Here is a 26,373-nt window from a genome sequence, read left to right on the forward strand (position 1 = left end):
GCTCTTCGCATAAAATGTGAGCGAAAGAACGTTTTATGCAAATTTTTAGTTGCATGACCGCGCAGGTATCCATAGAATGCGCGCTACTTGATGCCGACTTAGCTCAGTAGGTAGAGCAACTGACTTGTAATCAGTAGGTCACCAGTTCGATTCCGGTAGTCGGCACCATCAAGTCCGGTGGGGTTCCCGAGCGGCCAAAGGGAGCAGACTGTAAATCTGCCGTCACAGACTTCGAAGGTTCGAATCCTTCCCCCACCACCACTTTCTGGCAGCGTAAATGCCGCCGGAGCTGGTTGGAAAAATTAGCCAGCTCAAACTGAAAAAGAGAGAAATCTCTTTTTTTGTTACAGAAAGAACTGGGTAGCCGAGTTTCAGGATGCGGGCATCGTATAATGGCTATTACCTCAGCCTTCCAAGCTGATGATGCGGGTTCGATTCCCGCTGCCCGCTCCAATACGTGCTGATATGGCTCAGTTGGTAGAGCGCACCCTTGGTAAGGGTGAGGTCCCCAGTTCGACTCTGGGTATCAGCACCACTTCACTTCTCCTTCCCGTTTCTCTCTGTTTCAATTTTACTGTATTCAACAATTCAGGCATTTCGCCTGGTTGATGTGGTGATATCACCGATTTATCCGTGTCTTAGAGGGACAATCGATGTCTAAAGAAAAGTTTGAACGTACAAAACCGCACGTTAACGTCGGTACTATCGGCCACGTTGACCATGGTAAAACAACGCTGACCGCTGCAATCACTACCGTTCTGGCAAAAACCTACGGTGGTTCTGCTCGTGCATTCGATCAGATCGATAACGCACCAGAAGAAAAAGCTCGTGGTATCACCATCAACACCTCTCACGTTGAGTACGACACCCCGACTCGCCACTACGCACACGTAGACTGCCCGGGCCACGCCGACTATGTTAAAAACATGATCACCGGTGCTGCGCAGATGGACGGCGCGATCCTGGTTGTTGCTGCGACTGACGGCCCAATGCCTCAGACTCGTGAGCACATCCTGCTGGGTCGTCAGGTAGGCGTTCCTTTCATCATCGTGTTCCTGAACAAATGCGACATGGTTGATGACGAAGAGCTGCTGGAACTGGTAGAGATGGAAGTTCGTGAACTGCTGTCTCAGTACGATTTCCCGGGCGACGATACTCCAATCGTTCGTGGTTCTGCTCTGAAAGCGCTGGAAGGCGACGCAGAGTGGGAAGCGAAAATCATCGAACTGGCTGGCTTCCTGGATTCTTACATCCCAGAACCAGAGCGTGCGATTGACAAGCCATTCCTGCTGCCAATCGAAGACGTATTCTCCATCTCCGGTCGTGGTACCGTTGTTACCGGTCGTGTAGAGCGCGGTATCATCAAAGTTGGCGAAGAAGTTGAAATCGTTGGTATCAAAGAGACTGCGAAGTCTACCTGTACTGGCGTTGAAATGTTCCGCAAACTGCTGGACGAAGGCCGTGCTGGTGAGAACGTTGGTGTTCTGCTGCGTGGTATCAAACGTGAAGAAATCGAACGTGGTCAGGTTCTGGCGAAGCCAGGCTCAATCAAGCCACACACCAAGTTCGAATCTGAAGTGTACATTCTGTCCAAAGACGAAGGCGGCCGTCATACTCCGTTCTTCAAAGGCTACCGTCCACAGTTCTACTTCCGTACAACTGACGTGACCGGTACCATCGAACTGCCAGAAGGCGTTGAGATGGTAATGCCAGGCGACAACATCAAGATGGTTGTGACTCTGATCCACCCAATCGCGATGGACGACGGTCTGCGTTTCGCAATCCGTGAAGGTGGCCGTACCGTTGGCGCGGGCGTGGTTGCTAAAGTTCTCGGCTAATCGCTGATAACATTTGACGCAATGCGCATGAAAAGGGCATCATTTGATGCCCTTTTTGCACGCTTTCACATCAGAACCTGGCTCATCAGTGATTATTTTTGTCATAATCATTGCTGAGACAGGCTCTGCAGAGAGCGTATAATCCATAAAGGGATTATTTCGATTTGGCTCGCCTCGCAATCGCGGGGTGAAATTATTTGTAGAATTCTTCTGACAGGTTGGTTTATGAGTGCGAATACCGAAGCTCAAGGGAGCGGGCGCGGCCTGGAAGCGATGAAGTGGGTCGCTGTTGCCGTGCTGCTGATTGTGGCAATCGTTGGCAACTATCTTTATCGTGACATGATGCTGCCGCTCCGCGCGCTGGCAGTGGTGATTCTGATTGCTGCAGCGGGCGGTGTCGCGCTGTTGACGACTAAAGGTAAAGCAACCGTTGCTTTCGCTCGCGAAGCACGTACCGAAGTCCGCAAGGTCATTTGGCCGACTCGCCAGGAAACACTGCACACCACTCTGATCGTGGCTGCAGTGACTGCGGTAATGTCACTGATCCTGTGGGGACTGGATGGTATTCTGGTTCGCCTGGTTTCCTTTATTACTGGCCTGAGGTTCTAAGATGTCTGAAGCCCCTAAAAAGCGTTGGTACGTCGTTCAGGCGTTTTCCGGTTTTGAAGGCCGCGTAGCAACGTCGCTGCGTGAGCATATCAAATTACACAACATGGAAGAGTTATTTGGCGAAGTTATGGTTCCGACCGAAGAAGTGGTTGAGATCCGTGGCGGCCAACGTCGCAAAAGCGAGCGTAAATTCTTCCCGGGTTACGTGCTGGTTCAGATGGTGATGAACGACGCGAGCTGGCACCTGGTGCGCAGCGTACCGCGCGTGATGGGCTTTATCGGCGGCACGTCTGACCGTCCGGCGCCAATCAGCGACAAAGAAGTTGATGCGATTATGAACCGCCTGCAGCAGGTGGGTGATAAGCCGCGTCCGAAAACGCTGTTTGAACCGGGTGAAATGGTTCGTGTTAGCGACGGTCCGTTTGCTGACTTTAACGGTGTGGTTGAAGAAGTGGACTACGAGAAGTCCCGCCTGAAAGTTTCTGTTTCTATCTTCGGTCGTGCGACCCCGGTAGAACTGGACTTTGCGCAGGTCGAAAAAGCCTAAGCAGCGATCAAAAAAGCGGCGATTTAATCGTTGCACAGGGCGCGAGATTGGAATACAATTTCGCGCCTTTTGTTTTTATGGGCCCGGCCCGTAAAACGAATTTTATTCACGGGGAGCCTCCCTGAGGCGCTATCACCCAATCAGAGGATTTTAGAATGGCTAAGAAAGTACAAGCCTACGTCAAGCTGCAGGTTGCAGCTGGTATGGCGAACCCAAGTCCACCAGTTGGTCCAGCTCTGGGTCAGCAGGGTGTGAACATCATGGAATTCTGTAAAGCGTTCAACGCCAAAACCGAATCCCTGGAAAAAGGTCTGCCAATCCCAGTCGTAATCACTGTTTACGCTGACCGTTCTTTCACTTTCGTTACCAAAACCCCTCCAGCAGCTGTTCTGCTGAAGAAAGCGGCTGGTATCAAGTCTGGTTCCGGTAAACCGAACAAAGACAAAGTGGGTAAAATTTCCCGCGCTCAGCTGCAGGAAATCGCGCAGACCAAAGCTGCCGACATGACTGGTGCCGACATTGAAGCGATGACTCGCTCAATCGAAGGTACAGCACGTTCCATGGGCCTGGTAGTGGAGGACTAAGAAATGGCTAAACTGACCAAGCGCATGTCCGTGATCCGTGACAAAGTTGATGCGACCAAACAGTACGACATCAACGAAGCTATCGCTCTGCTGAAAGAACTGGCAACTGCTAAGTTCGTTGAAAGCGTTGACGTTGCCGTTAACCTCGGCATCGACGCGCGTAAATCCGATCAGAACGTTCGTGGCGCGACTGTACTGCCACACGGTACTGGCCGTTCCGTTCGCGTAGCTGTATTTGCTCAGGGTGCAAACGCTGAAGCTGCTAAAGCTGCCGGCGCTGAACTGGTAGGTATGGAAGATCTGGCTGATCAGATCAAGAAAGGCGAAATGAACTTTGACGTTGTTATTGCTTCTCCAGATGCAATGCGCGTTGTTGGCCAGCTGGGCCAGGTTCTGGGTCCACGCGGCCTGATGCCAAACCCGAAAGTGGGTACTGTAACTCCTAACGTTGCTGAAGCGGTTAAGAACGCTAAAGCAGGTCAGGTTCGTTATCGTAACGACAAAAACGGCATCATCCACACCACCATCGGTAAAGTGGACTTTGACGCTGACAAACTGAAAGAAAACCTGGAAGCTCTGCTGGTTGCGCTGAAAAAAGCAAAACCAACTCAGGCGAAAGGCGTGTACATCAAGAAAGTTAGCATCTCCACCACCATGGGTGCAGGTGTTGCAGTTGACCAGGCTGGCCTGAGCGCTGCTGCAAACTAATGCCTTTACGTGGGCGGTGATTTTGTCTACAATCTTACCCCCACGTTTGCTAACGAAAGTTAGCGGCTAAAAGATTTGTTCGTTGGAGCCTGGCCTAATCCAGGCCTCCGTCGAAGACCGCAGGTGTTTCGCAAGAGACTTAATCCCCTGCGTAGACGGTGACAGAACGCTAAGATTATTTTTGGATACTCTGGCTTGTTTCTGCTCACCGTATTAAGACGCTCTTTCCGTTGGGGAGAGTGAAGTGAGTTCCGGAACATGAGTTCCGGCAAACATCCAGGAGCAAAGCTAATGGCTTTAAATCTTCAAGACAAACAAGCGATTGTTGCTGAAGTCAGCGAAGTAGCCAAAGGCGCGCTGTCTGCAGTAGTTGCGGATTCCCGTGGCGTTACTGTAGACAAAATGACTGAACTGCGTAAAGCAGGTCGTGAAGCTGGCGTATACATGCGTGTTGTTCGTAACACCCTGCTGCGCCGCGTAGTTGAAGGTACTCAGTTCGAGTGCCTGAAAGACACGTTTGTTGGTCCGACCCTGATTGCATACTCTATGGAACACCCGGGCGCTGCTGCTCGTCTGTTCAAAGAGTTCGCGAAAGCGAATGCAAAATTTGAGGTCAAAGCTGCAGCCTTTGAAGGTGAGTTGATCCCGGCATCGCAAATCGATCGCCTGGCAACCCTGCCGACCTACGAAGAAGCAATTGCACGCCTGATGGCAACCATGAAAGAAGCTGCGGCTGGCAAACTGGTTCGCACTCTGGCTGCTGTACGCGATGCGAAAGAAGCTGCTTAATCGCAGTTATCTTTATAAAGCATTTGCTTACGTATAAACTTATTCTGATTTTCAGGAACAATTTAAATGTCTATCACTAAAGATCAAATCATTGAAGCAGTAGCAGCTATGTCCGTAATGGACGTTGTAGAGCTGGTTTCTGCAATGGAAGAAAAATTCGGTGTTTCTGCTGCTGCTGCTGTAGCTGTAGCTGCGGGCCCGGCTGAAGCTGCTGAAGAAAAAACTGAATTCGACGTAATTCTGAAAGCTGCTGGCGCTAACAAAGTTGCTGTTATCAAAGCAGTACGTGGCGCAACTGGCCTGGGTCTGAAAGAAGCTAAAGACCTGGTAGAATCTGCTCCAGCTGCGCTGAAAGAAGGCGTGAGCAAAGACGACGCAGAAGCACTGAAAAAATCTCTGGAAGAAGCTGGCGCTGAAGTTGAAGTTAAATAAGCCAACTTTTCTGGTTGCAGCCTGAGTAATTAGGCTGATGGCTGGTGACTTTTTAGTCACCAGCCTTTTTGCGCTGTAAGGCATCAGTAGCATTTCACACTGTTTGACTGCTGATTGTCCTGACAATGCATGTTTCTATCGACGACTTAATATATTGCGACAGGGTGCTCGCTCTGTGTAAATCGCGACGAAATGATTTAAGCGTGATAGCAACAGGTATTGCGGAAAGTATTCAATTTTCCGGTCCACAAAATGGTGTTGCACAAACTGTCCCTTCGTCGGACAGATGGGTCGACTTGTCAGCGAGCTGAGGAACCCTATGGTTTACTCCTATACCGAGAAAAAACGTATTCGTAAGGATTTTGGTAAACGTCCACAAGTTCTGGACATTCCATATCTCCTTTCTATCCAGCTTGACTCGTTCCAGAAGTTTATCGAGCAAGATCCTGAAGGGCAGTACGGTCTGGAAGCAGCCTTCCGCTCCGTGTTCCCGATTCAGAGCTACAGCGGTAACTCCGAGCTGCAGTACGTCAGCTACCGCCTTGGCGAACCGGTGTTTGACGTTCAGGAATGTCAGATCCGTGGCGTGACCTATTCCGCACCGCTGCGCGTAAAACTGCGTCTGGTGATCTACGAGCGCGAAGCGCCGGAAGGCACCGTAAAAGACATTAAAGAACAAGAAGTCTACATGGGTGAAATTCCACTCATGACAGACAACGGTACTTTCGTAATCAACGGTACTGAGCGTGTTATCGTTTCCCAGCTGCACCGTAGCCCGGGCGTCTTCTTCGACAGCGATAAAGGTAAAACACACTCTTCCGGTAAAGTACTGTATAACGCACGCATCATTCCTTACCGTGGTTCATGGCTGGACTTCGAGTTCGATCCGAAAGACAACCTGTTTGTCCGTATCGACCGCCGTCGTAAGCTGCCTGCAACCATCATTCTGCGTGCGCTGCAATACACCACTGAACAGATCCTGGACCTGTTCTTTGAGAAAGTGATCTTTGAAATCCGCGACAACAAGCTGCAGATGGAGCTGGTGCCGGAACGTCTGCGTGGCGAGACCGCGTCGTTCGACATCGAAGCCGACGGCAAAGTGTATGTGGAAAAAGGTCGCCGTATCACCGCGCGCCACATCCGCCAGCTGGAAAAAGATGATATCAAACTCATCGAAGTTCCGGTTGAGTACATTGCAGGAAAAGTAGCCGCGAAAGATTACGTTGATGAATCAACGGGTGAGCTGATCTGCCCAGCTAACATGGAGCTGAGCCTGGATCTGCTGGCTAAGCTGAGCCAGTCTGGCCACAAACGTATCGAAACGCTGTTCACCAACGATCTGGACCACGGTGCGTATATCTCTGAGACTATTCGCGTCGACCCAACCACCGATCGTCTGAGCGCGCTGGTAGAAATCTACCGCATGATGCGCCCTGGTGAGCCACCAACTCGCGAAGCGGCGGAAAGCCTGTTCGAGAACCTGTTCTTCTCCGAAGACCGCTACGATCTGTCCGCGGTTGGTCGTATGAAGTTCAACCGTTCTCTGCTGCGCGACGAAATCGAAGGTTCCGGTATCCTGAGCAAAGACGACATCATCGAAGTGATGAAGAAGCTCATCGATATCCGTAACGGTAAAGGCGAAGTGGACGATATCGACCACCTCGGCAACCGTCGTATCCGTTCCGTAGGCGAAATGGCGGAAAACCAATTCCGCGTTGGCCTGGTACGTGTAGAACGTGCGGTGAAAGAGCGTCTGTCTCTGGGCGATCTGGATACCCTGATGCCTCAGGATATGATCAACGCCAAGCCGATTTCTGCAGCAGTGAAAGAGTTCTTCGGTTCAAGCCAGCTGTCTCAGTTCATGGACCAGAACAACCCGCTGTCTGAGATTACGCACAAACGTCGTATCTCTGCACTCGGCCCAGGCGGTTTGACCCGTGAACGCGCAGGCTTTGAAGTTCGAGACGTACACCCGACGCACTACGGTCGCGTATGTCCAATCGAAACGCCTGAAGGTCCAAACATCGGTCTGATCAACTCCCTGTCCGTGTACGCACAGACTAACGAATACGGTTTCCTCGAGACCCCGTACCGTAAAGTGACCGACGGTGTTGTAACCGACGAAATTCACTACCTGTCTGCTATCGAAGAAGGCAACTACGTTATCGCTCAGGCGAACTCCAACCTGGATGACGAAGGCCACTTTGTAGAAGATCTGGTTACCTGCCGTAGCAAAGGCGAATCCAGCTTGTTCAGCCGCGACCAGGTTGACTACATGGACGTATCCACCCAGCAGGTGGTATCCGTCGGTGCGTCCCTGATCCCGTTCCTGGAACACGATGACGCCAACCGTGCATTGATGGGTGCGAACATGCAACGTCAGGCCGTTCCAACTCTGCGCGCTGATAAGCCGCTGGTTGGTACCGGTATGGAACGTGCTGTTGCCGTTGACTCCGGTGTTACTGCAGTTGCTAAACGTGGCGGTACTGTTCAGTACGTCGATGCATCCCGTATCGTTATCAAAGTTAACGAAGACGAGATGTATCCGGGCGAAGCAGGTATCGACATTTATAACCTGACCAAATACACCCGTTCTAACCAGAACACCTGTATCAACCAGATGCCTTGCGTATCTCTGGGTGAGCCAGTTGAGCGCGGCGACGTGCTGGCAGACGGTCCGTCCACCGACCTCGGTGAACTGGCGCTTGGTCAGAACATGCGCGTAGCGTTCATGCCGTGGAATGGTTATAACTTCGAAGACTCCATCCTCGTCTCCGAGCGGGTGGTTCAGGAAGATCGTTTCACCACCATCCATATTCAGGAGCTGGCATGTGTGTCCCGTGACACCAAGCTGGGGCCAGAAGAGATCACCGCTGACATCCCTAACGTGGGTGAAGCTGCGCTCTCCAAACTGGATGAATCCGGTATCGTTTACATCGGTGCTGAAGTGACCGGCGGCGACATTCTGGTTGGTAAGGTTACGCCTAAAGGTGAAACCCAGCTGACGCCAGAAGAGAAACTGCTGCGTGCAATCTTCGGTGAGAAAGCGTCTGACGTTAAAGACTCTTCTCTGCGCGTACCAAACGGTGTTTCCGGTACGGTTATCGACGTTCAGGTCTTCACTCGTGACGGCGTTGAAAAAGATAAGCGTGCGCTGGAAATCGAAGAGATGCAGCTCAAACAGGCTAAGAAAGACCTGTCTGAAGAACTGCAGATCCTCGAAGCGGGTCTGTTCAGCCGTATCTATGCGGTGCTGGTTGCCGGTGGCGTTGAAGCTGAGAAGCTCGACAAACTGCCACGCGATCGCTGGCTGGAACTGGGCCTGACCGACGAAGAGAAACAAAATCAGCTGGAACAGCTGGCTGAGCAGTATGACGAACTGAAACACGAGTTCGAGAAAAAACTCGAAGCGAAACGCCGCAAAATCACTCAGGGCGACGATCTGGCACCAGGCGTGCTGAAGATTGTTAAGGTGTATCTGGCCGTTAAACGTCAGATCCAGCCTGGTGATAAGATGGCAGGTCGTCACGGTAACAAGGGTGTTATCTCTAAGATCAACCCGATCGAAGATATGCCGCACGATGCTAACGGTACGCCGGTAGATATCGTACTGAACCCGCTGGGCGTACCGTCTCGTATGAACATTGGTCAGATCCTGGAAACTCACCTGGGTATGGCTGCGAAAGGCATCGGCGATAAGATTAACGCCATGCTGAAACAGCAGCAGGAAGTCGCGAAACTGCGCGAATTCATCCAGCGTGCCTACGATCTGGGTACCGACGTGCGTCAGAAAGTCGACCTGAACACCTTCAGCGATGAAGAAGTGCTGCGTCTGGCAGAGAACCTGCGCAAAGGTATGCCAATTGCAACGCCGGTATTCGACGGTGCAAAAGAAGCTGAAATTAAAGAGCTGCTGCAACTGGGTGGTCTGCCAACGTCTGGTCAGATTACGCTGTTTGACGGCCGTACTGGTGAACAGTTCGAGCGTCCGGTAACCGTAGGTTACATGTACATGCTGAAACTGAACCACCTGGTCGACGACAAGATGCACGCTCGTTCTACCGGTTCTTACAGCCTGGTTACTCAGCAGCCGCTGGGTGGTAAGGCACAGTTCGGTGGTCAGCGCTTCGGGGAGATGGAAGTGTGGGCGCTGGAAGCATACGGCGCGGCATACACCCTGCAGGAAATGCTCACCGTTAAGTCTGATGACGTGAACGGTCGTACCAAGATGTATAAAAACATCGTGGACGGCAACCATCAGATGGAGCCGGGCATGCCAGAATCCTTCAACGTACTGTTGAAAGAGATTCGTTCGCTGGGTATCAACATCGAACTGGAAGACGAGTAATTCTCGCTCAAACAGGTCACTGGTGCCGGGTTAACCCCCGGCACCAGATTGTGCTAACTCCGACGGGAGCAAATCCGTGAAAGATTTATTAAAGTTTCTGAAAGCGCAGACTAAAACCGAAGAGTTTGATGCGATCAAAATTGCTCTGGCTTCGCCAGACATGATCCGTTCATGGTCATTCGGTGAAGTTAAAAAGCCGGAAACCATCAACTACCGTACGTTCAAACCTGAGCGTGACGGCCTTTTCTGTGCGCGTATTTTCGGGCCAGTAAAAGATTACGAGTGCCTGTGCGGTAAGTACAAGCGCCTGAAACACCGTGGTGTGATCTGTGAGAAGTGCGGCGTTGAAGTGACCCAGACCAAAGTGCGTCGTGAACGCATGGGCCACATCGAGCTGGCGTCTCCGACCGCTCACATCTGGTTCCTGAAATCTCTGCCGTCCCGTATCGGTCTGCTGCTGGATATGCCGCTGCGCGATATCGAACGCGTTCTGTACTTCGAATCTTATGTGGTTATCGAAGGCGGGATGACGAACCTGGAACGTCATCAGATCCTGACTGAAGAGCAGTATCTGGACGCGCTGGAAGAGTTCGGTGACGAATTCGATGCGAAGATGGGTGCGGAAGCTATTCAGGCCCTGCTGAAGAGCATGGATCTGGAGCAAGAGTGCGAGCAGCTGCGTGAAGAGCTGAACGAAACCAACTCCGAAACCAAACGTAAAAAGCTGACCAAGCGTATCAAACTGCTGGAAGCTTTCGTTCAGTCTGGTAACAAACCAGAGTGGATGATCCTGACCGTTCTGCCGGTTCTGCCGCCAGATCTGCGTCCACTGGTTCCGCTGGATGGTGGTCGTTTCGCAACGTCCGATCTGAACGATCTGTATCGTCGCGTTATCAACCGTAACAACCGTCTGAAACGTCTGCTGGATCTGGCTGCGCCGGACATCATCGTACGCAACGAAAAACGTATGCTGCAGGAAGCGGTAGATGCCCTGCTGGATAACGGTCGTCGCGGTCGTGCGATCACCGGTTCTAACAAGCGTCCTCTGAAATCTTTGGCCGACATGATCAAAGGTAAGCAGGGTCGTTTCCGTCAGAACCTGCTCGGTAAGCGTGTTGACTACTCTGGTCGTTCTGTTATCACCGTAGGTCCATACCTGCGTCTGCATCAGTGCGGTCTGCCGAAGAAAATGGCACTGGAGCTGTTCAAACCGTTCATCTACGGCAAGCTGGAACTGCGTGGCCTCGCCACCACCATCAAAGCCGCTAAGAAAATGGTTGAGCGTGAAGAAGCTGTCGTTTGGGATATCCTGGACGAAGTTATCCGCGAGCACCCGGTACTGCTGAACCGTGCACCAACTCTGCACCGTTTGGGTATCCAGGCATTTGAGCCAGTCCTGATCGAAGGTAAAGCTATCCAGCTGCACCCGCTGGTATGTGCGGCATATAACGCCGACTTCGATGGTGACCAGATGGCTGTTCACGTACCGCTGACGCTGGAAGCCCAGCTCGAAGCGCGTGCGCTGATGATGTCTACTAACAACATCCTGTCCCCAGCGAACGGTGAACCAATTATCGTTCCTTCTCAGGACGTTGTATTGGGTCTGTACTACATGACCCGTGACTGTGTTAACGCCAAAGGCGAAGGCATGGTGCTGACTGGCCCGAAAGAAGCTGAGCGTATTTATCGCGCTGGCCTGGCCTCTCTGCATGCGCGCGTTAAAGTGCGTATCACCGAATACGAAAAAGATGAAAACGGCGAATTCGTTGCGAAAACCAGCCTGAAAGACACGACCGTTGGCCGTGCCATTCTGTGGATGATCGTACCGAAAGGTCTGCCTTTCTCCATCGTCAACCAGGCGCTGGGCAAGAAAGCGATCTCCAAAATGCTGAACACCTGTTACCGCATTCTGGGTCTGAAGCCGACCGTTATCTTCGCTGACCAGACAATGTATACCGGCTTTGCTTATGCAGCGCGTTCAGGTGCATCTGTTGGTATCGATGACATGGTCATCCCAGAGAAGAAACACGAGATCATCTCTGAAGCGGAAGCCGAAGTTGCTGAGATCCAGGAGCAGTTCCAGTCTGGTCTGGTTACCGCGGGCGAACGCTATAACAAAGTTATCGATATCTGGGCTGCAGCGAACGATCGTGTATCCAAGGCGATGATGGATAACCTGCAGACCGAAACCGTGATTAACCGTGACGGCGTAGAAGAGCAGCAGGTTTCCTTCAACAGCATCTACATGATGGCCGACTCTGGTGCGCGTGGTTCCGCAGCACAGATTCGTCAGCTGGCAGGTATGCGTGGTCTGATGGCGAAGCCAGATGGCTCCATCATCGAAACGCCAATCACCGCGAACTTCCGTGAAGGTCTGAACGTACTCCAGTACTTCATCTCCACGCACGGTGCTCGTAAAGGTCTGGCGGATACCGCACTGAAAACGGCGAACTCCGGTTATCTGACGCGTCGTCTGGTTGACGTTGCGCAGGATCTGGTTGTGACCGAAGACGATTGTGGCACCCTCGAAGGTATCACCATGACCCCGGTTATCGAGGGTGGTGATGTTAAAGAGCCACTGCGCGATCGCGTTCTGGGTCGTGTAACCGCGGAAGACATTCTGAAGCCGGGTACTGCAGACATCCTGGTTCCACGCAACACGCTGCTGCACGAGCACTGGTGTGACCTGCTGGAAGCGAACTCTGTTGACTCCGTGAAAGTACGTTCCGTTGTATCCTGTGACACCGACTTTGGTGTATGTGCGCACTGCTACGGTCGTGACCTGGCGCGTGGCCACATCATCAACAAAGGTGAAGCAATCGGCGTTATCGCGGCACAGTCCATCGGTGAGCCGGGTACACAGCTGACGATGCGTACGTTCCACATCGGTGGTGCGGCATCTCGTGCGGCTGCTGAATCCAGCATCCAGGTGAAAAACAAAGGTAGCATCAAGCTCAGCAACGCGAAGTCTGTTGTTAACTCCGCTGGCAAGCTGGTTGTGACCTCCCGTAACACCGAGCTGAAGCTGATCGACGAATTCGGTCGTACCAAAGAGAGCTATAAAGTGCCTTACGGTGCGGTTATGGCGAAAGGTGATGGCGAACAGGTTGCCGGCGGTGAAACCGTTGCAAACTGGGATCCACACACCATGCCGGTTATCACCGAAGTGAGTGGTTTCATCCGCTTCACTGACATGATCGACGGCCAGACCATTACTCGTCAGACCGACGAGCTGACCGGTCTGTCTTCTCTGGTGGTTCTGGATTCTGCTGAACGTACTACCGGTGGTAAAGATCTGCGTCCTGCACTGAAAATCGTTGATGCTCAGGGTAACGACGTTCTGATCCCTGGTACCGACATGCCTGCGCAGTACTTCCTGCCGGGTAAAGCGATCGTTCAGCTGGAAGATGGCATTCAGATCGGTGCGGGTGATGCTCTGGCGCGTATTCCACAGGAATCCAGCGGTACCAAGGACATCACCGGTGGTCTGCCACGCGTTGCGGACCTGTTCGAAGCACGTCGTCCGAAAGAGCCTGCAATCCTGGCTGAAATCAGCGGTATCATCTCCTTCGGTAAAGAGACCAAAGGGAAGCGCCGTCTGGTTATCACTCCAGTAGATGGCAGCGAACCGTACGAAGAGATGATTCCTAAGTGGCGTCAGCTCAACGTGTTCGAAGGTGAACGTGTAGAACGTGGTGACGTGGTTTCCGATGGTCCAGAAGCTCCGCACGACATTCTGCGTCTTCGTGGCGTACACGCGGTAACGCGTTACATCACCAACGAAGTACAGGACGTTTACCGTCTGCAGGGCGTTAAGATTAACGATAAGCACATCGAAGTTATCGTTCGTCAGATGCTGCGTAAAGCAACCATCGAAAACGCAGGCAGCTCCGAGTTCCTGGAAGGCGAGCAGGTTGAATACTCACGCGTCAAGATCGCTAACCGCGAACTGGAAGCGAACGGCAAAATCGGTGCGACCTTCTCGCGCGATCTGCTGGGTATCACCAAAGCGTCTCTGGCAACCGAGTCCTTCATCTCTGCAGCATCGTTCCAGGAAACGACTCGTGTCCTGACCGAAGCCGCTGTTGCAGGTAAACGTGATGAACTGCGCGGTCTGAAAGAGAACGTCATCGTGGGTCGTCTGATCCCGGCGGGTACCGGTTATGCGTACCATCAGGATCGTATGCGTCGTCGTGCTGCGGGCGAACTGCCAGCTGCACCGCAGGTGACTGCTGAAGATGCATCCGCGAGCCTGGCAGAACTGCTGAACGCAGGTCTGGGCGGTTCCGACAACGAGTAATCGTTGATGCCGTAAATAAAAAACCCGCCTCGGCGGGTTTTTTTACATCTGCATGTATTCAATTCACCAACGGGATCCGACGATAAAGCTCAATCATATCGCCCGCCAGATCCTGAATGACCATGGCGTTCATCAGGTGATCCTGCGAGTGGACGGTGATCAGGTTAACCGGAAGCTTCCCGGTCCCCTCATCAAGACCGATAAGCTGCGTCTGTATAGTGTGCGCATGCTTCACATATTCACGCGACTCTTCCATCGCTTTTTCAGCTTCGTCAAAATCACCTTTACGCGCCATCTGCAACGCCGTCAGGGCTGCACTGCGCGCCGCGCCCGCGTTGACCAGCAGTTCCATAATCGTGGTTTCTAAGTCTTCCATTATGACTCCAGAAGTTTGAGCGCTTTTTCCAGTACGGCATCACCTTTCATCATGCCGTAATCCATCATGTCGATCACCGCGACCTTTTTACCCAACGGGTCGGCCTGCGCCTGGAGTTTAGCCTGCTCGTATTTAACCTGTGGCCCCAGCAATACGATGTCGGCCGTCGCGATGTTGTCTTTAAACTCCGCAACCGGAACGGCTTTAATGGTGACTTCAACCCCTTTTTTCTGTGCGGCGTCTTTCATACGTTGAACCAGCATGCTGGTTGACATTCCCGCTGCACAGCATAAAACGATGTTCTTCATAATCAGCCTCGATCTACATGTGTTTATTGATAATTATCCCGTGCAGAGCGCTTCAACAACCGGTTTACCGCGATTGTGTGTCAGGCATCACAAAGAAACCGGTGATTTTCTGAAACCGGTTACAATTTTACATTGTCGGGCACCCGGCCCGTGGAAACGGGCAGGGTGAAAGAGGGAGGATTAGCTGATGGACGTTCGGTTAATGCGGTTTTTGCCCTGCTGTTTGGCGCTATAGAGGGCGTTATCAACGCTTCCGACAAATTGCTCCAGCGGTTCAAAATGCCACTCCCCAAGACCGCCGCTGAACGTAACCCGCAGGTTTTCTTCTCGCCAGACGCGTTTTTCAACTGCGGTACGCCAGGCTTCCAGCAATGAGAGCGCAGACGTCATCTGCTCAGCCTGGAAAATTACCGCAAACTCTTCTCCACCGTACCGGTAAAGCGAGACGTGATGTGGCTGCATGATCTGGATCCCTTCGCGGGCCACGTTGCGCAGAACAATATCACCGGTCAGGTGGCCCAGCGTGTCGTTAATCGACTTGAAGTTATCGATGTCAACCAGCGCCATCGCGAAAGGCTGCTGGGCATTCAGCAGCTCCGCGACATCGCTGTCGAACGCGCGGCGGTTTTTACAGCCCGTCAGCGCATCGTGAGTGGCCTGGCGCACATAGGCCATCTCACGCTCTTTGTTGGACTGGATAGTATGGCTCAACATCGCTTCCAGGCGCGGTGCCTCGCTAACATCGCCAGTTTTGATGGCATTGATAATGTGCATCAGCACTGAACGCGAGGCGTGGCGGAGGTATAAGCCGAAGAGGATGATGATGATGGCGGCCAGCGCAAACCCCCAGCCAACGATCGTCGTTTCGTGGCGGGTGATATCGGTGAGCGTCGCACCGGATACCCGGTAGATGACAAACCAGTCCGGGTTGGTAAACGAGTAGTAGTAATACCAGGCGTTGCTTTTCTTGTCGTAAAGATGACCTTCGCCGCTGGTCATTTTGTCCATCAGCGCTTCGCTCACGTACTGTTTGAACAGCGCGCCGGTATCCGGATGCAGCACCACGGCGCCGTCGCGTTCGACGACGAAGAATTCCCCCTGAACGGGCGCCACCATCTGGCGCAGGGTGAAGCCCATAGACGTCAAATCGAGATGGAAAGCGAGCGTTCCCTTCAGTCTCCCTTCAGGCGAAATCAAAGGTTTATAGAGTGTCACAGTCGGATGGCCAGTGAAGTAGTCCATATAGGGACGGGTATAGTGACTGAAGATACTGGCTTCCGCCTGAGCGACGAACCACGGGCGTGTCCGGGGATCGAAGGTTTTACTCGTCTCCGTGGGGAGCACTTCCGGCGCGCGAAGATAATGCCCCTGCGTGTCCGCCAGCGAGATGGAGGAGACGGTCGGCATCAGGTTCTGCAAATGCATCATCATCTGCAGCCCCTGCGTCGGGTTGACGTTGAGCGTCTCGTTGAGCCTGTCGTCGCGGGCAAAGTACATCGCGGAACGGCCCAGGATATAGTCGTTTTCACGCAGGATAGATTCGGTGTAGTTCACCGCCAGGTTGTGCGTGAAATTGCTGTTGATCTGATGATAATCCTCAAGAAAATCCTTTCGTTGCGAAAGCGTTACCGCGATCGCGATCACCGCAAAACTGCAGAGGATCCCCGCAAAGCTGAGCATGATTGGCCGGGTAAAAGAGAGCTTTTTGCTGTGAAGTGCCATGAGCTGTACATCGTTCCTGATGGTGAATACTTTTCGTCTGCCGATATCCTCTCAGCATAGTCGCTGTCCTGCGGTTAGCGGTGAATTATACGGCACACGATTTCTGGTGGGATGATTTATCTTAAGAACCATTAAGAAAATACTTATTCAACTTGTCAGGAGCCGTTTGTGCAATGAACCAGAGGCAGGGCGAAACGAGGAAGAAGCTTTTCGCCCTGGTCAGCATCCGTTGCTGACCGTGTGACAATAAAAAACCGGACGATCGCTGACAACCATCCGGTTTTGCCTTTTCGTAGCGCCTCGACAATTTTTTATAGCGTTGCAGTACGTTTCAGCGTCATTGCGAGACTCTTCCCAGCCAGCTGTCCCAGTCTTTCCAGACAGGCTGAAGACCCTGGGCCGTCAGCGCTGCGGCGACCGCTTCCGGACGTCGCCCGTCATGCGGCACAAACTGCTCCAGCTCCGGACGATCGTCAGCGTAGCCGCCAGGCTGCGTTTTGGAAAACGCGCTGACGTTGTTAATCGCAAGCGGGATAACGCGATCGCGAAACGCCGGGGATTCACGCGTTGAGAGCGATAATTCAACTTCCGGGGCGAGCAGGCGAAACGCACAGATGGTCTGCACCAGCTGGCGTTCATCCATCAGCGAAGCCGGTTCAATCCCGCCCGCGCAGGGTCTCAGGCGCGGGAAGGAGATGGAATAACGGCTCTGCCAGTAGTGCTGCTGAAGCCACAGCAAATGTTCCGCCACCATGTAACAATCCACCCGCCAGCTGTCAGAGAGCCCGATCAGCGCACCCAGGCCGATTTTGTCGATGCCCGCACGACCCAGCCTGTCCGGCGTTTCCAGCCGGAAAAAGAAATCCTGTTTCTTGCCCTTCAGGTGGTGCCGGGCGTACGTCGCCTCGTGGTAGGTTTCCTGATAGACCATGACCCCGTCCAGCCCGAGGGTTTTGAGCTCCGCGTACTCCTCCTGCGCGAGAGGCTGTACTTCCATCTGCAGCGATGCAAACTGACGGCGAATGGCGGGAAGGTGCTGACGGAAATAGTCCATTCCCACCTTTCCCTGATGTTCGCCCGTGACCAGCAGAAGATGTTCAAAACCCATTTCACGAATGGCCGCACACTCACGGGCAATCTCATCTTCATCGAGCGTTTTACGCTTGATGCGGTTGCTCATGGAAAAACCGCAGTAGGTGCAGTCATTGGCGCACAGGTTTGAGAGATAGAGCGGCACGTAGAAGCTCACCGTGTTGCCAAAACGCTGGCGGGTGAGCCGCTGTGCTCGCTGGGCCATCGGTTCGAGGTACGCGCTGGCCGCCGGGGAGAGCAGAGCCATCAGATCCTCGCGGGTCAGATGGCGGGCATTCAGCGCGCGCTCCACGTCAGCCGCCGTTTTGCTGTTGATGCGAAGGGCAATGTCGTCCCAGTTAAGCTGGCGCCAGCGCTCGGTAAACGTGCTCATGAGATCGCCTCCAGAAAACCGGTCAGCGGGCTGGTGGCCTGCGCCTGGAAACTGCGCGAGCCAGGACCGGACTCCCTTGCCAGCAGGCCAGCCTCTACGGCCATGCGGAACGCACGCGCCATCATGACCGGATCGTCGGCAACCGCGATGGCCGTATTGACCAGTACCGCGTCGGCGCCCATCTCCAGCGCCTGCGCGGCATGGCTGGGCACGCCAATGCCCGCATCAACCACCACCGGTACGGTAGCCTGCTCAATAATGATTTCCAGCATCGCGCGGGTTTCCAGCCCCTGGTTGGAGCCAATGGGGGCGCCCAGTGGCATGACGGCGGCGCAGCCGACCTCTTCCAGCCGTTTGCACAGGACAGGGTCGGCGCCGCAGTAAGGCAGGACGGTAAACCCTTGCTGCACCAGCTTTTCAGCCGCTTTCAGCGTTTCGATGGGGTCGGGCAGCAGCCAGCGGGCGTCAGGATGAATTTCCAGCTTCAGCCAGCGGGTGCCGAGCGCCTCGCGGGCCAGCTGCGCGGCAAAAATCGCCTCTTCGGCTGTTTTGGCACCGGAGGTGTTGGGCAGCAGCGTGACGCCAGCCTCCAGTAAAGGCGCCAGAATGGCGTCGCTGTGATGACGCAGATCCACGCGCTTGAGCGCCAGCGTCACCAGCTGGCTGCCGCTTTCGCGAATGGCATCCACCATCAGCTGCGGCGAGGCGAATTTTCCGGTTCCGGTAAACAGATGTGAATCAAAGACTTTATCGGCAATACGTAACATCTCAGCCCCCTGCGATAACCTGAAACAGCAGGATCTGGTCGCCTTCATTGACCTGCTGGTTTTCCCACTGCTCGCGCGGCAGGATCTGTTGATTGAGCGCCAGCGCCGTTCCCGGCTTGAGCTGGCGCAGCTTGTCGAGCAGTACCGCAACGGTGAGACCGTCGTCGCATCTCATCGGCTCATCGTTAAACAGAATGCGCATCGCGGCCTCCGCATACCGGGCAGCGGCTGGCGCGGTGTAATGCCAGATGGCGCCAGCCGCTGGAGCGGGCATCGAACAGCCGCAGCGTATTGCGTTCCGTCTCCATGCCGCTGAGCAGCTTGATGGCCTCCAGCGCCTGCATTGTGCCCATTACGCCGACCACCGGACCAAGAATGCCCGCCGTACGGCAGTTGCGCGCTGGCTCTGCATCATCCGGCCACAGGCAGCGATAGCAGCCCTGCGACCACGGCGGGGTCAGGACCATCATCTGCCCGCCGAAACCCACCGCGCTGGCCGTGATAAGCGGCGTATTATTTGCCACGCAGGCGGCGTTAATCGCCTGGCGCGTCGCCATGTTGTCCGTGCAGTCCAGCACCACGTCGGCCAGGGCGACCTCACGGCGCAGATTGTCACCGCTGAGCCGGTCCTGCAGGGCAATCAGCTCAATATCCGGGTTGAGCTGGTTCAGGCGCTGCCGGGTAATTTGCGCTTTCGGCTGGTTGATATCCTCGGTGGTAAAGAGGATTTGTCGCTGCAGGTTGCTAAGGTGAACCTCGTCGTCGTCGGCCAGCACCAGCGTACCGATACCTGCGCCTGCCAGATAAAGCGCGGCGGGCGCGCCTAACCCGCCCAGACCGACAATTAACACCCGGCTGGCGAGCAGCTTTTGCTGCCCGTCGATGGCGATATCTTCCAGCAGGATCTGACGGCTGTAGCGCATAAAATCACGATCGTTCATCACCCGCTCCTGCCAGCTGTAACAGCTGTTCGGTGGCGAGACGCCAGTCTGCGGCCTGGGTGATGGCGCTGACGACGGCGATACTGCCGACGCCGGTCTCCAGCACCGCCGGGGCGCGTTCAAGACTGATTCCACCGATGGCGACGGTGGGGTAATCGGCAAGGCGTTTAACGTGACTCGCCAGCTGCGTCAGCCCCTGCGGTGCGGAGGGCATCTGCTTGGTTTGCGTCGGGAAGACGTGACCCAGCGCGATGTAAGAAGGACGGGCCGCCAGCGCCACGTCGATCTCCATGTCATCGTGCGTTGACACGCCAAGACGCAACCCGGCTTCGCGGATAGCGCTCAGATCCGTTGTTTCCAGATCCTCCTGACCCAGATGCACGCCGTACGCCTGGTGCTTAACGGCCAGCCGCCAGTAGTCGTTGATAAACAGACGGGCGTTATGCCGACGCCCCAGCGCGATGGCGGCAACCACATCGGCTTCTACCTCGTCGTCGCGTTTATCCTTGATGCGCAGCTGGATCGTTCGAACGCCTGTCTCCAGCAGGCGCTCTATCCACTCCACGCTGTCCACCACCGGATAGAGCCCTAAACGGTAGGGGACGGGCGGGAAATCGGGCTTATACATTACGCCTCCTCTTTTTTGAGGTAGATTTCGCCGCCTTTGGCGCGGAAGGTCTCAGACATGTCCGCCATACCCACTTCAATGGTTTGCGCGGCGGCGTAGTCGCGCACCTCCTGGCTGATTTTCATCGAGCAGAACTTCGGTCCGCACATAGAGCAGAAGTGCGCGACTTTGCCTGACTCCTGCGGCAGGGTCTCGTCGTGATAGGCGCGGGCGGTGAACGGGTCCAGCGCCAGGTTGAACTGGTCTTCCCAGCGGAATTCGAAGCGCGCCTTCGACATGGCGTTATCGCGGATTTGCGCGCCCGGGTGGCCTTTGGCCAGATCAGCCGCGTGGGCGGCAATTTTGTAGGTGATCAGCCCCTGCTTCACATCCTCTTTGTTTGGCAGGCCGAGGTGCTCTTTCGGCGTCACGTAGCAGAGCATGGCGCAGCCGAACCAGCCGATCATCGCCGCCCCAATGCCCGACGTGAAGTGGTCATAGCCCGGCGCAATATCGGTAGTCAACGGCCCCAGGGTGTAGAACGGTGCTTCGTGGCAGTGCTCCAGCTCCTCGGTCATGTTGCGGCGGATCATCTGCATCGGCACGTGGCCCGGACCTTCAATCATCACCTGCACGTCATACTCCCAGGCGATTTTGGTCAGCTCACCCAGCGTGTGCAGCTCGGCAAACTGCGCTTCGTCGTTCGCGTCGCGAATAGAGCCCGGACGCAGGCCATCGCCCAGCGACAGAGAGACATCGTACGCGGCGCAGATTTCGCAAATTTCGCGGAAGTGCTCGTAGAGGAAGTTTTCCTGATGATGTGACAGGCACCACTTCGCCATGATGGAACCGCCGCGCGAGACGATGCCGGTCAGACGCTTCGCGGTCATCGGCACGTAGCGCAGCAGCACGCCCGCGTGAATGGTGAAGTAGTCCACGCCCTGCTCGGCCTGCTCCAGCAGCGTGTCGCGGAACGCTTCCCAGGTGAGGTCTTCGGCAATGCCGTTGACCTTTTCCAGCGCCTGATAAATCGGGACGGTGCCAATTGGTACCGGGCTGTTACGCAGGATCCATTCGCGGGTTTCGTGAATATAGCGTCCAGTGGAGAGGTCCATTACCGTGTCCGCACCCCAGCGCGTGGACCAGACCAGCTTTTCCACCTCTTCTTCGATGGAGGAGGTGACGGCCGAGTTACCGATGTTCGCGTTGACCTTCACCAGGAAGTTGCGGCCGATAATCATCGGCTCGGATTCCGGGTGGTTGATGTTGGCAGGGATAATTGCGCGCCCGGCGGCCACTTCGTCACGCACAAACTCCGGCGTGATGTTCTCCGGCAGGCGAGCGCCAAAGCCTTCACCCGGATGCTGATAGCGCAGCACTTCGCTACGGATGCGCTCGCGACCCATGTTTTCGCGGATGGCGATGAACTCCATCTCCGGCGTGACGATGCCCTGGCGCGCGTAGTGCAGCTGGGTCACGCATTTGCCCGCCTTAGCGCGTTTTGGCGTCAGCAGGCCGGTAAAGCGCAGCTCGTCCAGACCGTCGTCGGCCAGGCGCTCTTTAGTGTATGCAGAACTCAGGACGTTCAGCTCTTCGCAGTCGTTACGCGCGTCAATCCACGGCTGGCGCAGCTTTGCCAGACCCTGCTGGACGTTGATAGTAACAGAGGGATCCCCGTACGGGCCGGAGGTGTCATACACCGGCACGGCTTCGTTGTCTTCGTACTGCGGGTTATCTTTGCTGCCGCCGATAAGCGTCGGGCTGAGCTGAATTTCGCGCATTGGGACGCGGATATCGGCCTGCGAGCCGGAAATGTAGATGCGTTTCGAGTTCGGGAAAGCGGTGCCTTCCAGCGTGTCGATGAAGTGTTGGGCCTGTGCGCGCTGTTCGCGGCGGGTCAGTTTTGCAGTAGACATAGCTCATTCCAAAAGTGAAGGACATGGCTTGTCAGACGACGGATGAAGCAAGAGAGGATCGCCCTCAGGCGATACAACAGCAGTGTGACTCTTGTTCCCTTCGCAGGTATTAGCCTGATCAGGTTCCGCGGATCCCGAATTAACGGTCTCAGCCCGCGCTTTCAGGCGCTGGGCACTCCGACAAGAAAAATCCCCCTCGTGAGAGGGGCGAATGGTTGTAAATTACTCGTTAACGATGAAGAACTCAAGCAGGGCGCGCGACGTTCTCTTCGTTACTGATGTTCAAATCGTTGTCCAGCACGAGGGCGATCAGCTTATCTTCCAGCGTGAATCGCTCTTCCAGCGCTTCGCCGAGGTCGGATAGCGCCTGCTGAAATTCAAGATAGTTATCGTGGTCGATAGCGTTCTCGAGCGCGGAATCATAGTAATCCATGATCTGCTGGGTGTTGGCTTCCAGAAGCGGATAGAGCTTGCTGGCCGCTAAATACGGCGTTGTCCCTTCCATTTCGCGGATAATGCGTTCATAAATATTGAAATGGCCGTCGGACAGATAGTCGACCAGGCCCTGACAAAAATCATCCAGCGCTTTTTCGTTCAGTCGCATAAACGATTCTTTGCCAGGCTTAATACCGACCAGATTGTAATAAGCCACGAGTAGATGCTTGCGTACATGTAGCCAGCGATCCACCAGTTTGTTATTTCCTCTAACGCGCTCAGTCAGGCTTTGCAGCTGGTTTAACATGGTCGACTCCGCAAAATGTAGGATTGAATCTGCTTATCCAGAATGTAACCACAATGCTAACAACATGTCAGTGAAGCGAAGGTAGTGCAATAGATATGGATCGTATTATTGAAAAATCAGATCTTGGTTGGTGGATCGTCAGTCACGAACAAAAATTATGGCTTCCTGCCGGGGAAATCCCCTACGGTGCAGCTGAAGCGTTCGATCTCGTTGGACAGCCAGCGCTACAGATCGGCGAGTGGCAGGGTGAGCCCGTGTGGTTGATCCAACAGCCCCGCCGCCAGGATATGGGATCGGTGCGCCAGGTGCTGGATCTGGACGTAGGGCTGTTCCAGCTGGCGGGGCGCGGCGTGCAGCTGGCCGAGTTTTACCGCTCGCATAAATACTGCGGCTACTGCGGTCATACCATGCGCCCGAGCAAAACCGAGTGGGCGATGCTCTGCAGCCACTGCCGCGAACGCTACTATCCGCAGATTGCGCCGTGCATTATCGTCGCTATCCGCCGGGAGGATTCCATCCTGCTGGCGCAGCATACCCGCCATCGCAACGGCATTCACACCGTGCTGGCCGGCTTCGTCGAGGTGGGCGAAACGCTGGAGCAGGCGGTGGCGCGCGAGGTGATGGAGGAGAGTGGGATCAAAGTGAAGAACCTGCGCTACGTCACCTCCCAGCCGTGGCCGTTCCCGCAGTCGCTGATGACGGCATTTATGGCCGAATACGACAGCGGCGAGATCGTTATCGACCAGAAAGAGCTTCTGGACGCGAACTGGTATCGCTACGACGATCTACCGCTGTTGCCTCCGCCGGGCACCGTGGCGCGTCGCCTGATAGAAGATACCGTGGCGATGTGTCGGGCCGAGTATGAGTAGTGTTACACTGAGGCCATGACGCTTAAGGAACTGCAAAAATGACCGAACTGAAGAACGATCGTTATCTGCGTGCGCTGCTGCGCCAGCCCGTTGATGTCACCCCGGTGTGGATGATGCGCCAGGCGGGACGCTATCTCCCGGAGTACAAAGCCACGCGCGCGCAGGCGGGCGATTTTATGTCGCTGTGCAAAAACGCCGAGCTGGCCTGTGAAGTGACGCTCCAGCCGCTGCGCCGCTTCCCGCTGGATGCCGCGATCCTCTTCTCGGATATTCTGACCATTCCGGATGCAATGGGCCTTGGCCTGTACTTCGAAACCGGCGAAGGCCCGCGTTTCACCTCCCCAATCAAAAGCAAAGCCGACGTGGATAAGCTGCCGATCCCCGATCCGGAAGGCGAGCTGGGCTACGTGATGAACGCCGTGCGCACCATTCGCCGCGAGCTGAAAGGTGAAGTGCCGCTGATTGGCTTCTCCGGCAGCCCGTGGACGCTGGCGACCTATATGGTTGAAGGGGGCAGCAGCAAAGCCTTTACCATGATTAAAAAGATGATGTACGCCGAGCCGCTGGCCCTGCATGCGCTGCTCGACAAGCTGGCGAAGAGCGTCACCCTCTATCTGAACGCGCAGATTAAGGCCGGTGCGCAGTCGGTGATGATTTTCGATACCTGGGGCGGCGTGCTGACCGGGCGCGATTATCAGCAGTTCTCCCTGTACTACATGCACAAAATCGTTGATGGCCTGCTGCGTGAAAACGAAGGCCGCCGCGTGCCGGTGACGCTGTTCACCAAAGGTGGCGGTCAGTGGCTGGAAGCGATGGCGGCAACCGGCTGCGACGCGCTGGGCCTCGACTGGACCACCGATATCGCCGATGCGCGCCGTCGCGTAGGCGACAAAGTGGCGCTGCAGGGCAATATGGACCCGTCCATGCTCTATGCGCCGCCAGCCCGCATTGAAGAAGAAGTGTCGACTATACTGTCTGGTTTCGGCCAGGGGGAAGGCCACGTCTTTAACCTCGGCCACGGCATTCATCAGGATGTGCCGCCAGAACACGCAGGCGTATTTGTGGAGGCGGTGCATCGGCTTTCTGCCCAGTATCACCAGTAAGGAGTGATTATGGATCTCGCGTCGCTACGCGCTCAACAAATCGAACTGGCCTCATCGGTGATCCGCGAGGATCGTCTGGATAAAGATCCTCCGCAGTACATTGGCGGAGCAGACGTCGGATTCGAGCAGGGTGGGGAAGTGACGCGAGCGGCGATGGTGGTACTGAAATACCCTTCGCTTGAGCTGGTGGAGTACAAGGTAGCGCGTATCGCGACCACCATGCCGTACATTCCGGGCTTTCTCTCCTTCCGCGAATATCCCGCGCTGCTGGCAGCGTGGGAGCAACTCTCGCAAAAACCTGACCTGCTGTTTGTCGATGGACACGGTATCTCACACCCGCGCCGTTTAGGCGTTGCCAGCCATTTTGGGCTGCTGGTGGATGTGCCGACCATTGGCGTCGCCAAGAAACGCCTGTGCGGCGCGTTTGAACCTCTTTCTGCCGAACCGGGCGCGCTGGCGCCGCTTATCCATAAAGGCGAGCAGCTAGCGTGGGTCTGGCGCAGCAAGGCGCGCTGTAACCCGCTCTTTATCGCCACCGGGCACCGGGTGAGCATGGACAGCGCCCTGGCGTGGGTGCAGCGCTGCATGAAGGGCTACCGCTTGCCGGAGCCGACGCGCTGGGCAGACGCCGTGGCCTCTTCGCGTCCGGCTTTTGTTCGTTGGCAGGAAATTCAGCGATGATTCAGGTAAACTGCGCCTAATTTTCGATTCGAGAGATCATCATGCTACAAAACCCGATTCACCTGCGCCTTGAGAAACTTGAAAGCTGGCAGCACGTGACGTTTATGGCTTGCCTGTGCGAGCGCATGTATCCCAACTATGCCGCGTTCTGTAAGGAGACGGGCTTTGGTGATGGCCATATCTACCGCCGCATTCTGGATCTGATCTGGGAAACGCTGACGGTGAAAGACGCGAAGGTGAACTTCGACTCCCAGCTGGAAAAGCTGGAAGAGGCGATTCCGGCTGCGGATGATTTTGACCTGTACGGTGTCTACCCGGCGATTGACGCCTGCGTGGCGTTAAGCGAACTGCTCCACTCCCGTCTGAGCGGTGAAACGCTGGAGCACGCAATTGAAGTCAGTAAGGCATCTATTACGACCGTCGCGATGCTGGAAATGACCCAGGAAGGCCGCGAGATGACCGACGAAGAGCTGCGTGCAAACCCGGCGGTTGAGCAAGAATGGGACATTCAGTGGGAAATTTTCCGCCTGCTGGCAGAGTGTGAAGAACGCGATATTGAGCTGATAAAAGGGCTGCGCGCGGACTTACGAGAGGCTGGTGAGAGCAATATTGGTATAATTTTTAACCAATGAGACAATAAAACTTGAGATAACGCCCGTTTTGTCGCTCCTCGACTCTTCCCTTTCGCCCCTTGTCTGGTCTACATTTGGGGGGCGAAAAA

At 54.9% G+C, this 26,373-nt stretch carries 23 protein-coding genes, 4 tRNA genes and 1 riboswitch; of the genes, 17 read left to right on the forward strand and 10 right to left on the reverse strand.

Going from position 1 to position 26,373, the window contains the following annotated elements; all coding sequences use genetic code 11:
- The first annotated feature begins 92 nt into the window (after positions 1 to 92).
- The 13 genes from WM95_RS01155 to rpoC all read left to right on the forward strand — a co-directional run bounded on the left by WM95_RS01155 (position 93) and on the right by rpoC (position 14,155).
- Positions 93 to 168, forward strand: a tRNA-Thr gene (locus WM95_RS01155).
- Positions 169 to 176: 8 nt separating this feature from the next.
- Positions 177 to 261: transfer RNA gene (locus tag WM95_RS01160), tRNA-Tyr, on the forward strand.
- A 117-nt stretch (positions 262 to 378) separates the two neighbouring features.
- A tRNA-Gly gene (locus WM95_RS01165) sits at positions 379 to 453 on the forward strand.
- A gap of 6 nt (positions 454 to 459) precedes the next feature.
- A tRNA-Thr gene (locus WM95_RS01170) sits at positions 460 to 535 on the forward strand.
- A 118-nt stretch (positions 536 to 653) separates the two neighbouring features.
- Complete coding sequence (tuf, locus tag WM95_RS01175) at positions 654 to 1,838, forward strand: elongation factor Tu (RefSeq protein ID WP_023309456.1); 1,185 nt, start codon at positions 654 to 656, stop codon at positions 1,836 to 1,838.
- A gap of 225 nt (positions 1,839 to 2,063) precedes the next feature.
- On the forward strand, positions 2,064 to 2,447 hold the full coding sequence (secE, locus tag WM95_RS01180) for a preprotein translocase subunit SecE (protein WP_014068449.1): 384 nt from the start codon (positions 2,064 to 2,066) through the stop codon (positions 2,445 to 2,447).
- A gap of 1 nt (position 2,448) precedes the next feature.
- Positions 2,449 to 2,994 (forward strand): transcription termination/antitermination protein NusG, encoded by a 546-nt coding sequence (gene nusG / locus WM95_RS01185; RefSeq protein WP_002438628.1) that lies wholly within the window; start codon positions 2,449 to 2,451, stop codon positions 2,992 to 2,994.
- Between the two features lie 155 nt (positions 2,995 to 3,149).
- Complete coding sequence (gene rplK, locus WM95_RS01190; protein WP_008503452.1) at positions 3,150 to 3,578, forward strand: 50S ribosomal protein L11; 429 nt, start codon at positions 3,150 to 3,152, stop codon at positions 3,576 to 3,578.
- A 3-nt stretch (positions 3,579 to 3,581) separates the two neighbouring features.
- Positions 3,582 to 4,286 carry a 50S ribosomal protein L1 gene (gene rplA, locus WM95_RS01195; protein ID WP_006810530.1) on the forward strand — a complete coding sequence of 235 codons (705 nt, stop codon included), beginning with the start codon at positions 3,582 to 3,584 and terminating at the stop codon, positions 4,284 to 4,286.
- Positions 4,287 to 4,577: 291 nt separating this feature from the next.
- Positions 4,578 to 5,075 carry a 50S ribosomal protein L10 gene (gene rplJ / locus WM95_RS01205; RefSeq protein ID WP_003862338.1) on the forward strand — a complete coding sequence of 166 codons (498 nt, stop codon included), beginning with the start codon at positions 4,578 to 4,580 and terminating at the stop codon, positions 5,073 to 5,075.
- A gap of 66 nt (positions 5,076 to 5,141) precedes the next feature.
- Entirely contained in the window at positions 5,142 to 5,507 is a 366-nt protein-coding gene (rplL, locus tag WM95_RS01210) for a 50S ribosomal protein L7/L12 (RefSeq protein ID WP_002445276.1), read from the forward strand.
- A gap of 319 nt (positions 5,508 to 5,826) precedes the next feature.
- Complete coding sequence (rpoB, locus tag WM95_RS01215; RefSeq protein WP_063409573.1) at positions 5,827 to 9,855, forward strand: DNA-directed RNA polymerase subunit beta; 4,029 nt, start codon at positions 5,827 to 5,829, stop codon at positions 9,853 to 9,855.
- A gap of 76 nt (positions 9,856 to 9,931) precedes the next feature.
- On the forward strand, positions 9,932 to 14,155 hold the full coding sequence (gene rpoC / locus WM95_RS01220; protein WP_023309968.1) for a DNA-directed RNA polymerase subunit beta': 4,224 nt from the start codon (positions 9,932 to 9,934) through the stop codon (positions 14,153 to 14,155).
- Positions 14,156 to 14,213: 58 nt separating this feature from the next.
- On the opposite strand, the gene WM95_RS01225 is transcribed toward rpoC, so the two are convergent.
- The 10 genes from WM95_RS01225 to WM95_RS01270 form a co-directional block, all read right to left on the reverse strand.
- The gene (locus tag WM95_RS01225) at positions 14,214 to 14,531 is read right to left on the reverse strand and encodes a PTS lactose/cellobiose transporter subunit IIA (RefSeq protein WP_003862327.1); all 318 of its coding nucleotides are present in this window, start codon (positions 14,529 to 14,531) and stop codon (positions 14,214 to 14,216) included.
- Positions 14,531 to 14,839, reverse strand: a complete 309-nt coding sequence (locus WM95_RS01230) for a PTS sugar transporter subunit IIB (RefSeq protein WP_010425948.1) — start codon at positions 14,837 to 14,839, stop codon at positions 14,531 to 14,533. The genes WM95_RS01225 and WM95_RS01230 overlap by 1 nt, the downstream gene beginning before the upstream one ends.
- Positions 14,840 to 15,019: 180 nt before the next feature.
- The gene (locus tag WM95_RS01235; protein ID WP_047173780.1) at positions 15,020 to 16,561 is read right to left on the reverse strand and encodes a sensor domain-containing diguanylate cyclase; all 1,542 of its coding nucleotides are present in this window, start codon (positions 16,559 to 16,561) and stop codon (positions 15,020 to 15,022) included.
- Between the two features lie 337 nt (positions 16,562 to 16,898).
- Positions 16,899 to 18,026, reverse strand: coding sequence for a 2-iminoacetate synthase ThiH (gene thiH, locus WM95_RS01240; protein ID WP_047173781.1), 1,128 nt, complete (start codon positions 18,024 to 18,026; stop codon positions 16,899 to 16,901).
- A complete protein-coding gene (gene thiG, locus WM95_RS01245) occupies positions 18,023 to 18,793 on the reverse strand; it encodes a thiazole synthase (RefSeq protein ID WP_023334103.1) in 771 nt (256 codons plus the stop codon). Before thiG ends, thiH begins: the two co-directional genes overlap by 4 nt.
- A gap of 1 nt (position 18,794) precedes the next feature.
- Positions 18,795 to 18,995: a sulfur carrier protein ThiS gene (thiS, locus tag WM95_RS01250; protein WP_063409574.1), complete on the reverse strand. Its 201-nt coding sequence runs from the start codon at positions 18,993 to 18,995 to the stop codon at positions 18,795 to 18,797.
- Positions 18,979 to 19,734 (reverse strand): HesA/MoeB/ThiF family protein, encoded by a 756-nt coding sequence (locus tag WM95_RS01255; protein WP_023309973.1) that lies wholly within the window; start codon positions 19,732 to 19,734, stop codon positions 18,979 to 18,981. Before WM95_RS01255 ends, thiS begins: the two co-directional genes overlap by 17 nt.
- Positions 19,721 to 20,362, reverse strand: a complete 642-nt coding sequence (thiE, locus tag WM95_RS01260) for a thiamine phosphate synthase (protein ID WP_058841895.1) — start codon at positions 20,360 to 20,362, stop codon at positions 19,721 to 19,723. The genes WM95_RS01255 and thiE overlap by 14 nt, the downstream gene beginning before the upstream one ends.
- Positions 20,362 to 22,257 carry a phosphomethylpyrimidine synthase ThiC gene (gene thiC / locus WM95_RS01265; RefSeq protein WP_063409575.1) on the reverse strand — a complete coding sequence of 632 codons (1,896 nt, stop codon included), beginning with the start codon at positions 22,255 to 22,257 and terminating at the stop codon, positions 20,362 to 20,364. The genes thiE and thiC overlap by 1 nt, the downstream gene beginning before the upstream one ends.
- A gap of 78 nt (positions 22,258 to 22,335) precedes the next feature.
- A riboswitch (TPP riboswitch) is annotated at positions 22,336 to 22,447 on the reverse strand.
- Positions 22,448 to 22,501: 54 nt separating this feature from the next.
- Complete coding sequence (locus WM95_RS01270; RefSeq protein WP_023309976.1) at positions 22,502 to 22,999, reverse strand: Rsd/AlgQ family anti-sigma factor; 498 nt, start codon at positions 22,997 to 22,999, stop codon at positions 22,502 to 22,504.
- 95 nt (positions 23,000 to 23,094) lie between these two features.
- Between WM95_RS01270 and nudC the strand changes: the two genes are divergently transcribed.
- Genes nudC through WM95_RS01290 form a run of 4 tightly spaced genes read left to right on the forward strand, consistent with a single transcriptional unit; the run spans position 23,095 to position 26,284 of the window.
- Positions 23,095 to 23,868 carry an NAD(+) diphosphatase gene (gene nudC / locus WM95_RS01275; RefSeq protein ID WP_045357738.1) on the forward strand — a complete coding sequence of 258 codons (774 nt, stop codon included), beginning with the start codon at positions 23,095 to 23,097 and terminating at the stop codon, positions 23,866 to 23,868.
- Positions 23,869 to 23,906: 38 nt separating this feature from the next.
- On the forward strand, positions 23,907 to 24,971 hold the full coding sequence (hemE, locus tag WM95_RS01280; protein ID WP_059446346.1) for a uroporphyrinogen decarboxylase: 1,065 nt from the start codon (positions 23,907 to 23,909) through the stop codon (positions 24,969 to 24,971).
- A 9-nt stretch (positions 24,972 to 24,980) separates the two neighbouring features.
- The gene (gene nfi / locus WM95_RS01285; RefSeq protein ID WP_023309979.1) at positions 24,981 to 25,652 is read left to right on the forward strand and encodes a deoxyribonuclease V; all 672 of its coding nucleotides are present in this window, start codon (positions 24,981 to 24,983) and stop codon (positions 25,650 to 25,652) included.
- Positions 25,653 to 25,693: 41 nt separating this feature from the next.
- Positions 25,694 to 26,284 (forward strand): YjaG family protein, encoded by a 591-nt coding sequence (locus WM95_RS01290; RefSeq protein ID WP_023309980.1) that lies wholly within the window; start codon positions 25,694 to 25,696, stop codon positions 26,282 to 26,284.
- Positions 26,285 to 26,373 lie beyond the last annotated feature (89 nt).

The organism is Enterobacter cloacae complex sp. ECNIH7 (assembly GCF_002208095.1).
Taxonomy (GTDB): domain Bacteria; phylum Pseudomonadota; class Gammaproteobacteria; order Enterobacterales; family Enterobacteriaceae; genus Enterobacter; species Enterobacter cloacae_M.

Excerpts from the sequence above, each read along its gene's own strand:
- nusG (WP_002438628.1), top strand. The coding sequence starts at position 2,449 with ATGTCTGAAGCCCCTAAAAAGCGTTGGTACGTCGTTCAGGCGTTTTCC.
- rplK (WP_008503452.1), top strand. The coding sequence starts at position 3,150 with ATGGCTAAGAAAGTACAAGCCTACGTCAAGCTGCAGGTTGCAGCTGGT.
- tuf (WP_023309456.1), top strand. The coding sequence starts at position 654 with ATGTCTAAAGAAAAGTTTGAACGTACAAAACCGCACGTTAACGTCGGT.
- WM95_RS01270 (WP_023309976.1), bottom strand. The coding sequence starts at position 22,999 with ATGTTAAACCAGCTGCAAAGCCTGACTGAGCGCGTTAGAGGAAATAAC.
- WM95_RS01230 (WP_010425948.1), bottom strand. The coding sequence starts at position 14,839 with ATGAAGAACATCGTTTTATGCTGTGCAGCGGGAATGTCAACCAGCATG.
- nfi (WP_023309979.1), top strand. The coding sequence starts at position 24,981 with ATGGATCTCGCGTCGCTACGCGCTCAACAAATCGAACTGGCCTCATCG.
- nudC (WP_045357738.1), top strand. The coding sequence starts at position 23,095 with ATGGATCGTATTATTGAAAAATCAGATCTTGGTTGGTGGATCGTCAGT.
- secE (WP_014068449.1), top strand. The coding sequence starts at position 2,064 with ATGAGTGCGAATACCGAAGCTCAAGGGAGCGGGCGCGGCCTGGAAGCG.
- thiH (WP_047173781.1), bottom strand. The coding sequence starts at position 18,026 with ATGAGCACGTTTACCGAGCGCTGGCGCCAGCTTAACTGGGACGACATT.
- thiG (WP_023334103.1), bottom strand. The coding sequence starts at position 18,793 with ATGTTACGTATTGCCGATAAAGTCTTTGATTCACATCTGTTTACCGGA.
- rplJ (WP_003862338.1), top strand. The coding sequence starts at position 4,578 with ATGGCTTTAAATCTTCAAGACAAACAAGCGATTGTTGCTGAAGTCAGC.
- WM95_RS01255 (WP_023309973.1), bottom strand. The coding sequence starts at position 19,734 with ATGAACGATCGTGATTTTATGCGCTACAGCCGTCAGATCCTGCTGGAA.
- hemE (WP_059446346.1), top strand. The coding sequence starts at position 23,907 with ATGACCGAACTGAAGAACGATCGTTATCTGCGTGCGCTGCTGCGCCAG.
- WM95_RS01235 (WP_047173780.1), bottom strand. The coding sequence starts at position 16,561 with ATGGCACTTCACAGCAAAAAGCTCTCTTTTACCCGGCCAATCATGCTC.
- rpoB (WP_063409573.1), top strand. The coding sequence starts at position 5,827 with ATGGTTTACTCCTATACCGAGAAAAAACGTATTCGTAAGGATTTTGGT.
- WM95_RS01225 (WP_003862327.1), bottom strand. The coding sequence starts at position 14,531 with ATGGAAGACTTAGAAACCACGATTATGGAACTGCTGGTCAACGCGGGC.
- WM95_RS01290 (WP_023309980.1), top strand. The coding sequence starts at position 25,694 with ATGCTACAAAACCCGATTCACCTGCGCCTTGAGAAACTTGAAAGCTGG.
- rplA (WP_006810530.1), top strand. The coding sequence starts at position 3,582 with ATGGCTAAACTGACCAAGCGCATGTCCGTGATCCGTGACAAAGTTGAT.
- thiE (WP_058841895.1), bottom strand. The coding sequence starts at position 20,362 with ATGTATAAGCCCGATTTCCCGCCCGTCCCCTACCGTTTAGGGCTCTAT.
- thiS (WP_063409574.1), bottom strand. The coding sequence starts at position 18,995 with ATGCGCATTCTGTTTAACGATGAGCCGATGAGATGCGACGACGGTCTC.
- thiC (WP_063409575.1), bottom strand. The coding sequence starts at position 22,257 with ATGTCTACTGCAAAACTGACCCGCCGCGAACAGCGCGCACAGGCCCAA.
- rplL (WP_002445276.1), top strand. The coding sequence starts at position 5,142 with ATGTCTATCACTAAAGATCAAATCATTGAAGCAGTAGCAGCTATGTCC.